The organism is Sphingomonas sp. AC435 (genome assembly GCF_979253005.1).
This window is the reverse complement of sequence record NZ_CEEDCJ010000041.1, coordinates 1-274: the sequence shown is the minus strand read 5'-3', so window position 1 is coordinate 274 and position 274 is coordinate 1. Positions and strand designations below refer to the sequence as shown.

1 pseudogene is annotated in these 274 nt (G+C 50.7%); it reads right to left on the bottom strand.

The window, feature by feature from the left end:
- A pseudogene (locus tag AC0CH8_RS18870) lies at positions 1–274 on the bottom strand (UDP-N-acetyl-D-glucosamine dehydrogenase); the annotation flags it as partial.

Here is a 274-nt window from a genome sequence, read left to right as displayed (position 1 = left end):
ATTTAGCTTGGAGATCACGTAATCTGGCATGGCAGAGTTGACCTCCCCTGCTAACTCGATAAAACGTGTATGTAAGCCATACTCACGTGCTTTCCAGGTCAAGTAGAAAGGATCGATTGGAATGCAGTGCCCCCCAAGCCCCGGCCCCGGATAATACGGCACGAAACCAAAGGGCTTGGTCGCTGCTGCGCGAATTACTTCATGGATATCGATACCCATCCTGTCGGCAACAATCTTCATCTCATTGACAAGGCCGATGTTGACTGCCCTATGG